Below are 8,048 nucleotides of genomic sequence, written 5' to 3' on the forward strand. Positions count from 1 at the left end.
TCATGAACACCTTATGAGGAACCAAACTCCCTCTTCATCTCTTTTTACGTCCTCATGAACACCACATGAGGAACCAAAACTACATCTTTTCCCTTTTTACTTCCTCATGAACACCTTATGAGGAACCAAACTCCCTCTTCTTCTCTTTTTACTTCCTCATGAACACCTTATGAGGAACCAAAACTTCATCTTTTCCCTTTTTACTTCCTCATGAACACCTTATGAGTAAGCATACTCCATCTTATTCCCTTTTTACTTACCCATAGACACCTTATAGCTAATTAAACTCCATTACTCATGAATCTTCTTATATCATAGTAGGTTTATTTATGAACATTAAGCGACAATGTTCAATTTTCAAACTTGTCATTCTTGATTTAATTGTCAAAATCCCTTTAATAAATTTTCTTTTTCCTATGATACACTTTACTAAAAAGGAGGATCTTATTTATGGCTAGAGCAGAAGAATTGTTAAAGGATAAATTTGTTTGTTCGAAATGTAAACATACTCACGCCAAAACGAAAGAAGTATCAATTTCGGGTTCAGGTTTAAGTAAGTTACTAGATATTGATTATAATCATTTCTTATTTGTTTCTTGTTTAAATTGCGGTTTTGTTGAAGTTTATAATCCTTCCATTTTAGAAGGTAAAACCCGTGGTGAGTTAACTACAATTCTTGATATTCTTTTTGGATAGTGAGTGATGGTTCTATTATGATGTTCTGGCTTGTTGTGGCTGTTCTTTTTCTTGTTTATTTTATTGGAGTTGGTTACTATTTTACGCAGCAGGTTTTGTTTATGAAAACAAATTCGCTTGAGTTTATTTATCAGCGCGAGTTGGAAAATTTTCGGTTTGATGAAGGATTGTATCGTTCTGTTCAAAAACAGCCCTTTTCTATTCAATCTCGTTATGGGTATGAATTAAAGGGATACTTGTTTGAGGCCTTTGATACAAATAATTGGGTCATTATTACACATGGTGTAACGGTTAATAAGAATAACTCTATTAAATATGCTGAGCTATTTTTAAAGCTTGGCTTTAATGTACTTACTTATGATCATAGGCGTCATGGGGAGTCAGGTGGACATACTACTAGCTATGGATATTATGAGAAATATGACTTACAATCTGTTGTTCAATATTTAAAGGATTTAAAAGGTGAGATTGTTCTTGGCATTCATGGGGAGTCAATGGGAGCTTGTACAATGTTACAATATGCTGGTTTTGTTGAGGATTCTGCAGCTTTCTATATTTCAGACTGCGCGTTCTCTACATTTGAGGAACAGCTTACATATCGTTTGAAAATGGATTATAAACTTCCTAAATGGGCAATCCTTCCAGTTTCTAGCATTTGGTTAAAGCTTCGGAATGGGTTTTTCATTAAAGATATTTCCCCTTTACTGGCAACACATAATATTAAAAATCCCGTTTTATTTGTTCATAGTAAACCAGACCCTTATATTCCATTTACACATACACTTAAATTATTTGAAGCGAAAAATCAAAATAAGAGAGAACTATTCATTGCTGAAAATGGTGCACACGCTATGAGTTTAAATGAAAACAAAGATGATTACTATTTAATTGTTTCATCTTTTTTAAATAATATTGGCCTTAACCATCATTCAATATAAAAACTGGACAGAGTTTTTCTCTGCCCAGTTTTTATTGTTAAAGAGCTGCCTCTAAAATTTTCAATGCATCTTCTTGATCTAATTTTTTGAAGTTACCAAATGGTCCATATTTAACCGTTTTAGCAGCCATTTCAGGTAGTTGCTCTTTTGTAATATCGTACTCACTTAAACGACTTGGCGCACCGATCGAGTTCCAAAATGTGCTTAAAGCTTTAATACCAGCTAATGCCCATTCTTCTTTTGACATTGATTCTTGCCCTATATCAAACACTCTATCTGCAAATTGACAGAAACGATCAACATTTTCGCTCATTACATATTCCATCCAATGAGGGAAAATAATTGCTAAACCTCCGCCGTGTGGAATATCTGTTACTGCAGAAACTGCATGCTCGATATTATGTGTAGCCCAATCACCTTGGACACCCATACTTAAGATTCCATTTAATGCCATCGTACCACTATATAATAGTGTTTCACGCGCTTCATAATCATCCAATTTCTCTACTGCGATTGGAGCAGTTTCAATAACTGTTTTTAAAATACCCTCACAAAAACGATCTTGAATTTTTGTATTCGTTCCATGGTGGAAATATGATTCAATAACATGTGACATTATATCCACTGATCCATAAACTGTTTGATCACGAGGAACTGTAAATGTATTTTGAGGATCTAGTATAGAAAACGTTGGGTAACTAAATTTACTTCCCCAACCTAATTTTTCATTTGTTTCCCAATTTGTAATAACTGACCCAGCGTTCATTTCTGAACCAGTTGCTGCAAGCGTTAGTACTGTTCCAAATTTTAATGCATCTGTTGGGAATGCTTTACGTGTAATAACATCCCAAATCTCACCATCAAATTTCGCACCAACTGCAATAGCTTTTGTACAGTCGATTACAGAACCACCACCAACAGCTAAAACAAAGTCAATATTTTCTTCTTTACAAATTTGTATACCTTTATGAACTGTTGATAATTTAGGATTTGGTTCAACTCCGCTTAGTTCATAAACAGTTTTATCAGTTTCTTTAAGAATGCCTACTATTTGATCGTATAGGCCATTTCTCTTAATACTTCCACCACCGTATACAACTAAAACATTCTTTCCAAAGCTAGCAGCCTTTTCTTTTAACTTTTGTACACTATCTTTACCAAATATTAATTCAGTTGGATTTGCAAATGTAAAAAAATTCATATGTATCCCTCCTATTGTTCAAACTTAATTTTAACTTAAACAATCGAAAGGATGCATCTTAAACGACTTTTGTTTCGAATATTTTTTCATTTATTGGGAACACTAAATAATCGTATGAATGATTCAAAATAAATCTAACTTTTTCATATTTAAATCCCACTTTTTCATATAGTCGGCGAGCAGAAGGTTTGTCTTGATCTACATTTAATGAAACTCGTGCAATCCCTTTGTTTTTAGCAAAAGAGAGTAATCCTTCTAATAATTCAGTTCCAATTCCTTTGCCTTGATAATCTGGATTCACTGACAATGTATCAATATAAAAATCTTCATCATCTGCTTCTTTATCAACTTTAACATCTTGTATATTTAAATTACGACTTATTATCTCAAGCATTTCACGATCAAGTACTGATAATTCCAAGGAATGGTAGGCTATAATCACTCCTACTACTTTTCCTTCAATTTCTTTCACTAAACAATTATGGTAACTTAGTCGATTTTGTTCAGATTGAACGTAATATTCTAAAATTGGGGTTGCTTGTTCGTATGATGATGTCCCTGTTAACATAAATACAATATCTTCAATCGCTTGTACAATTAGAGGGACAATTTGTTTGGCATCTTCTTTTTTTGCTATTCGAATCATGAATTGTCACTCCTTAACTTAAATTTTACTTAGTTTCTCTTTAACATTTTGTTAGTATAAAAAAACAACCTTTTCATTTTATAATATATCCATGGTAATTTCATGCTAAAAATTAATACTTTATTAAAATCTACCATTTATTTTAACATAAATGTAATATATAATAATTCTAAGATGTGTAGGAGGAAATTTAATATGTCTGATGTTCAAATTAAGGTTTTAGATAATGGTCCTTTACGTGTCACTGGAACTGTTGATTTAGTTGATGCTGAAGGGAATGTATATCCGCAAAAAGCAGCTTTCTCATTATGTCGATGTGGCATGTCAAGTAAATTACCATATTGTGACAGTACTCATAAAGGAAAATTCGAATCTGTCGTTCGAGCTCCTAAAGAATCAGAATAATTTTATTTTTCTGGCGCCGATTATTGGGCAATTCTAAATAATCGGCTTTCTTATGTCCTCATACCTTTATTACCTTTGAATCATTCATAAAACTGATCTAATCACATTTACATTTAGGGAATGCACTATTAAGGGGGAAATAATATGAAAAAGGTATTAGCTTCAGTCGTTTTATCTGCAGCATTAGTAGTACCAGGCGTAACTGCATATGCAGCGCCAAATGCAAATGAATTAAAAACTTATTTAGTTAGTATCGACCTAACTCAAAAACAATTAGAGGATTATTTAAATTCTTACTACGGTGAGTCGATCTCTGATTTCGATTCAGTTGATGAGTTAAAAGATACTTTGGGTGAAAGACTTACACAAAAAACTTTAGACGATCTTCTAGATGAGTACGGTTACACTGAAGATGAAATTATCGATCTAGCAGTCTATTATGATGATATGGATAAAAATGCATCATTACTAGATACATATTATTTTACTTCTGATATCGAAAACTTAATTTATTTAGATGAAGATGAGTCAGGTAGTGTAGAAGATGAATTCCCTTCTATGGAAGATATTTCTTCTGCTCTTTCAGAGTTCGGAATTACTGAAGCAGAGATTAATAATCTATCTTCATACCTAGAAAAAGTTGTAAATGATGATCCTGCTATTGAGGCAAAATTAGAAGCACTTGGAGAACGTGCATCTGCATTAGAAGAAAATTATCCTGAATTTTTCTCAATGGATACAGAGGCTACTCCAGAAGAATTACCAGCTGAATTAAAAGTAGAACTAATGAATATCGTTAAAGAGCTTCAATCTACTTTAAAAATTGATATTAAAGTTGCAATTGAACAAAATGGCGTTAAAACTCCTCTAACTTTTGCTAAATTACTTACAATGGATGATTCTATGGATTCTATGGAAAATGTAAAAGTATATTTAGAGATTTATGACAACGCTGGTAATCTATTATTAGACGCTGTATTTTCACCTGAGGAACTTATTGGTGATGACGAAATAGTAGATATCGTTAAAGATACTCAAAAAGCAATTAAAAACCCAAAACCAACTGTTACAGTAAGAACGGAAAATGGCGGTAAACTTCCAACTACTGCAACTCATACAACTGAATGGACAATGGTTGGTATGTTAATGATGTTAACTGCTGTTGTTTTACGTAAAAAGGTAATTGTTAAACGATAAGCTATGAATCGTAAACGAAAAGTACTACTTATTTTTTCAGCACTCCTTTTTATTGTCGGATTATTTTTTGCTACAACAAATGCTTATTCTTTAATTAAAACCTATGTGCTGTATAAACAGTCCAAGGATGATTTCAAAAAAGAAATCAAAACAGAAACAGCAACTAAATTGAAGCAAATTAAAAGAGACGAACCGCTTTACAAGACTTATCCTAAATTTGGCGATGAAATGGGTTCATTAACAATTCCTCGAATTTCTGCAACTCTACCAATCTTCCACGGGACAGATGAGGATGAGCTTGCAAAAGGAATCGGTCATTATGCTAAATCTGTGATGCCAGGTGAAAGAGATAATAGTGTTCTTGCTGGACATCGAGATACTGTATTTCGCGAGCTTGGCAAAGTAAAAGTGGGCGATCCGTTAATTGTTAAAACTTCGGCTGGTACATTTACTTACAAAGTTCATAAGATTCGTATCGTTGATAAAGATGATCGCACTGTTATTATCCCAAAACCAAGACCAACTTTAACGGTAAGCACTTGTTATCCGTTTAATTTTATTGGACATGCACCACAGCGTTATATACTTGTAGCTAGTTTAGTTAAATCAGAAGTAAATAAATAAACAAAAAAATGCTTACTATTTAATAGTGAGCATTTTTTTATTAGTAGTTTCATATTTTCATTAATTTTCTAATGCAGCCCAAAACTTTTCGTTATTTAAATTGCGAACACTCCATTGGTAGTGTCCATCACTGCAAGTTTCCGAAAAGAAATTTGCCGAATAGATACTATAAAAAAGAATGTACAAATGGATTGTACTTCTAACTTCTTCGCCTAATCGATTAACTACTTTATTTAAATATTTTTCTAGCTTTGTTTCACCCAATTCATCATATAAATCAAATAAAATCCAGCTTAGTGCAACATCAAATAATGGGTCTCCATATAATGTCATTAATCCGAAATCAATTACCCCATTAATTTGTCCATCTGAATTTACTAATAGATTTGATGGATAATAATCACCATGTACTAATGCATATTCCCCTTCATATCCAACTGAAATTGCATCCATTAATCGTTTTAATTTCACATCGTAATCTAATACATCTCTTTTCAAATATCGATCTACTTCTGTATTTTTTCTTAGTAACGATTGTTTTAAAAAATCGTTCCAGTCCTTTGAACAAATTTCATCATAATCACTTAATAATTTAATGCCTTTAAATTGCTCTTCCAATTCAATCTTTTGAATACTTAATATTGTAGATAGATAGTTTTCAAAGAAAGAATCTAATACTTGCTCATCATAATTTGATAAATCCTTTTGAATATTTTTGCCTTCAATTCGTTTTTCAATTGTTAAAACAACGTCCTTCTCTTTTATAATCTCGTGAATTTTTGGTAATTCAAAATTTGCATCACTTGAATTCATAGATTCATAAAATTGCTTTAATATTTCTAGCTTTGAATATGCGGTTGGTTTATATAATTTTAAGACTCTCTTTTGATCATAAGAGTAAACTTCTGCTTCTTGCCCCTTTCCTAAAAAATTCGCTTCGCTTATATTGTACTTATTCAAAATGTAACCCCTAACATTTTGTGTGATCATCTTTAGTTCCCCATTTTCCTTTATTTATCTTTTTTCAATTCTATTTCTACTCATTACCACTTCTTCCAAAATAGCCTACTATTTCTTATACGGCAATATATATTCTACTCTTCTTTTGATCCCCATGAACCTTGTGCTTTTCGTATGTAGAGGATTTGACCAATATGATAAGCATTATGAGTACATAGATTAGATAACGCTCCCCACCAGATTGCATCTACTGGAAAATTTGGAATTTGTTCATATAGCCTTGATTCATCTGCTTCACTTATAGCTTGCTGCCAATTGGCTAAATTCTCATCTAACCGTCTAACAAGCGCCTGCCAATCCTCTTTTGTTAAATTTTCCATCTCTCGAAAAGTCGAAGCATTACTTTCAATCACCTCAGTTGGTATTTCTCCTTTAAATCTTTTCAACCATCGTTCATTATAGAAATACAGATGGTATACGATTTCACTAATTGTATGAGTAAAATCATTTTGTCTCCAACTTATATCCTCTAAACTTAAATTCTCCAATGCTAAACTTAAAGGTTGAATCCAACTTTCAACATTTCGACAGACTTCTAATTGATCTAATAGAAACTCTTTTTTACTCATAGATCATTCTCCCTTGTTAATTTTATACTTTACGATATGTACTTTCGTGGTTATTACTAGATTCACCTTTATTACTTTATGATTTTGACCTAATAAAAAATGCACTACTTTTTAAAAAGCAGTGCATTCTTATAACGGAATAGGGAATCTTTTGAGGAGTAATGTTTAAATCTTGGACTAATGAACTTTGAATAGATTAATTGTTGCCCCAGCGCCTTGTAACAACTTAACATCTCCAACAAAGTCAAACAATTGAAGTGAAATTGTATCTCCAGCGTCTAATGGTAAGATCATTTGGCTACCGTAAATGGATCTATTCACTTCATTTACGATTGCTGATGCATTTATAGGTCTACCATTTACTAATATTCTTGTAGATACGGCTAATAGTGCATTTAAATTCACTGTGTAAGTAATAAAATAATTACCTGGTGTCTCAACTGTTAATTGATCATTTGCTTGATTAATTGTAATTCCTTCACCTAAATACTGAAATGATGGAAAAGTTACAATTGTACCTTCTTTTATAACGGAAACTGTTCCACCACTATTCGTAACAAATGCAAAACTTTCGCCAGGAGGTATTGGTGGAAAACGATGTCTTGGCGGTCTTGGGTATCTCATACTATCACCTTTTCTTATTATTTAGACATAAATCCTCTTAGGAGTAACAGATTAAAGGCTTGTCTATATTTGTTGATATATTTTATTAATATGAAAGTTTTTTCTTTTCGTTACAGCATGTCCACAAG

At 32.3% G+C, this 8,048-nt stretch carries 10 protein-coding genes; 5 read left to right on the forward strand and 5 right to left on the reverse strand.

Annotated features, from left to right (window positions below; all coding sequences use genetic code 11):
* The first annotated feature begins 450 nt into the window (after positions 1-450).
* Both CN514_RS18335 and CN514_RS18340 read left to right on the forward strand, forming a co-directional pair.
* Entirely contained in the window at positions 451-696 is a 246-nt protein-coding gene (locus CN514_RS18335) for a zinc ribbon domain-containing protein (RefSeq protein ID WP_098233837.1), read from the forward strand.
* Positions 697-716: 20 nt separating this feature from the next.
* Positions 717-1,634, forward strand: a complete 918-nt coding sequence (locus CN514_RS18340) for an alpha/beta hydrolase (RefSeq protein ID WP_435817630.1) — start codon at positions 717-719, stop codon at positions 1,632-1,634.
* 37 nt (positions 1,635-1,671) lie between these two features.
* On the opposite strand, the gene CN514_RS18345 is transcribed toward CN514_RS18340, so the two are convergent.
* Entirely contained in the window at positions 1,672-2,835 is a 1,164-nt protein-coding gene (locus CN514_RS18345; protein WP_098233839.1) for an iron-containing alcohol dehydrogenase, read from the reverse strand.
* 58 nt (positions 2,836-2,893) lie between these two features.
* The gene (locus CN514_RS18350; RefSeq protein ID WP_098233840.1) at positions 2,894-3,481 is read right to left on the reverse strand and encodes a GNAT family N-acetyltransferase; all 588 of its coding nucleotides are present in this window, start codon (positions 3,479-3,481) and stop codon (positions 2,894-2,896) included.
* Between the two features lie 195 nt (positions 3,482-3,676).
* Between CN514_RS18350 and CN514_RS18355 the strand changes: the two genes are divergently transcribed.
* The 3 genes from CN514_RS18355 to CN514_RS18365 all read left to right on the forward strand — a co-directional run bounded on the left by CN514_RS18355 (position 3,677) and on the right by CN514_RS18365 (position 5,707).
* Positions 3,677-3,886 carry a CDGSH iron-sulfur domain-containing protein gene (locus CN514_RS18355; RefSeq protein WP_098233841.1) on the forward strand — a complete coding sequence of 70 codons (210 nt, stop codon included), beginning with the start codon at positions 3,677-3,679 and terminating at the stop codon, positions 3,884-3,886.
* 144 nt (positions 3,887-4,030) lie between these two features.
* Positions 4,031-5,083, forward strand: a complete 1,053-nt coding sequence (locus CN514_RS18360) for a processed acidic surface protein (protein WP_098233842.1) — start codon at positions 4,031-4,033, stop codon at positions 5,081-5,083.
* 3 nt (positions 5,084-5,086) lie between these two features.
* The gene (locus CN514_RS18365) at positions 5,087-5,707 is read left to right on the forward strand and encodes a class D sortase (RefSeq protein WP_098233843.1); all 621 of its coding nucleotides are present in this window, start codon (positions 5,087-5,089) and stop codon (positions 5,705-5,707) included.
* A 60-nt stretch (positions 5,708-5,767) separates the two neighbouring features.
* On the opposite strand, the gene CN514_RS18370 is transcribed toward CN514_RS18365, so the two are convergent.
* From CN514_RS18370 to CN514_RS18380, 3 genes are all read right to left on the reverse strand, one after another.
* The gene (locus CN514_RS18370; RefSeq protein WP_176525964.1) at positions 5,768-6,667 is read right to left on the reverse strand and encodes a phosphotransferase; all 900 of its coding nucleotides are present in this window, start codon (positions 6,665-6,667) and stop codon (positions 5,768-5,770) included.
* Positions 6,668-6,801: 134 nt separating this feature from the next.
* On the reverse strand, positions 6,802-7,296 hold the full coding sequence (locus CN514_RS18375; RefSeq protein ID WP_098233845.1) for a DinB family protein: 495 nt from the start codon (positions 7,294-7,296) through the stop codon (positions 6,802-6,804).
* Between the two features lie 177 nt (positions 7,297-7,473).
* Complete coding sequence (locus tag CN514_RS18380) at positions 7,474-7,920, reverse strand: BclA C-terminal domain-containing protein (protein ID WP_098233846.1); 447 nt, start codon at positions 7,918-7,920, stop codon at positions 7,474-7,476.
* Positions 7,921-8,048 lie beyond the last annotated feature (128 nt).

This window comes from Bacillus sp. AFS001701 (assembly GCF_002559405.1).
Lineage (GTDB): Bacteria > Bacillota > Bacilli > Bacillales > Bacillaceae_G > Gottfriedia.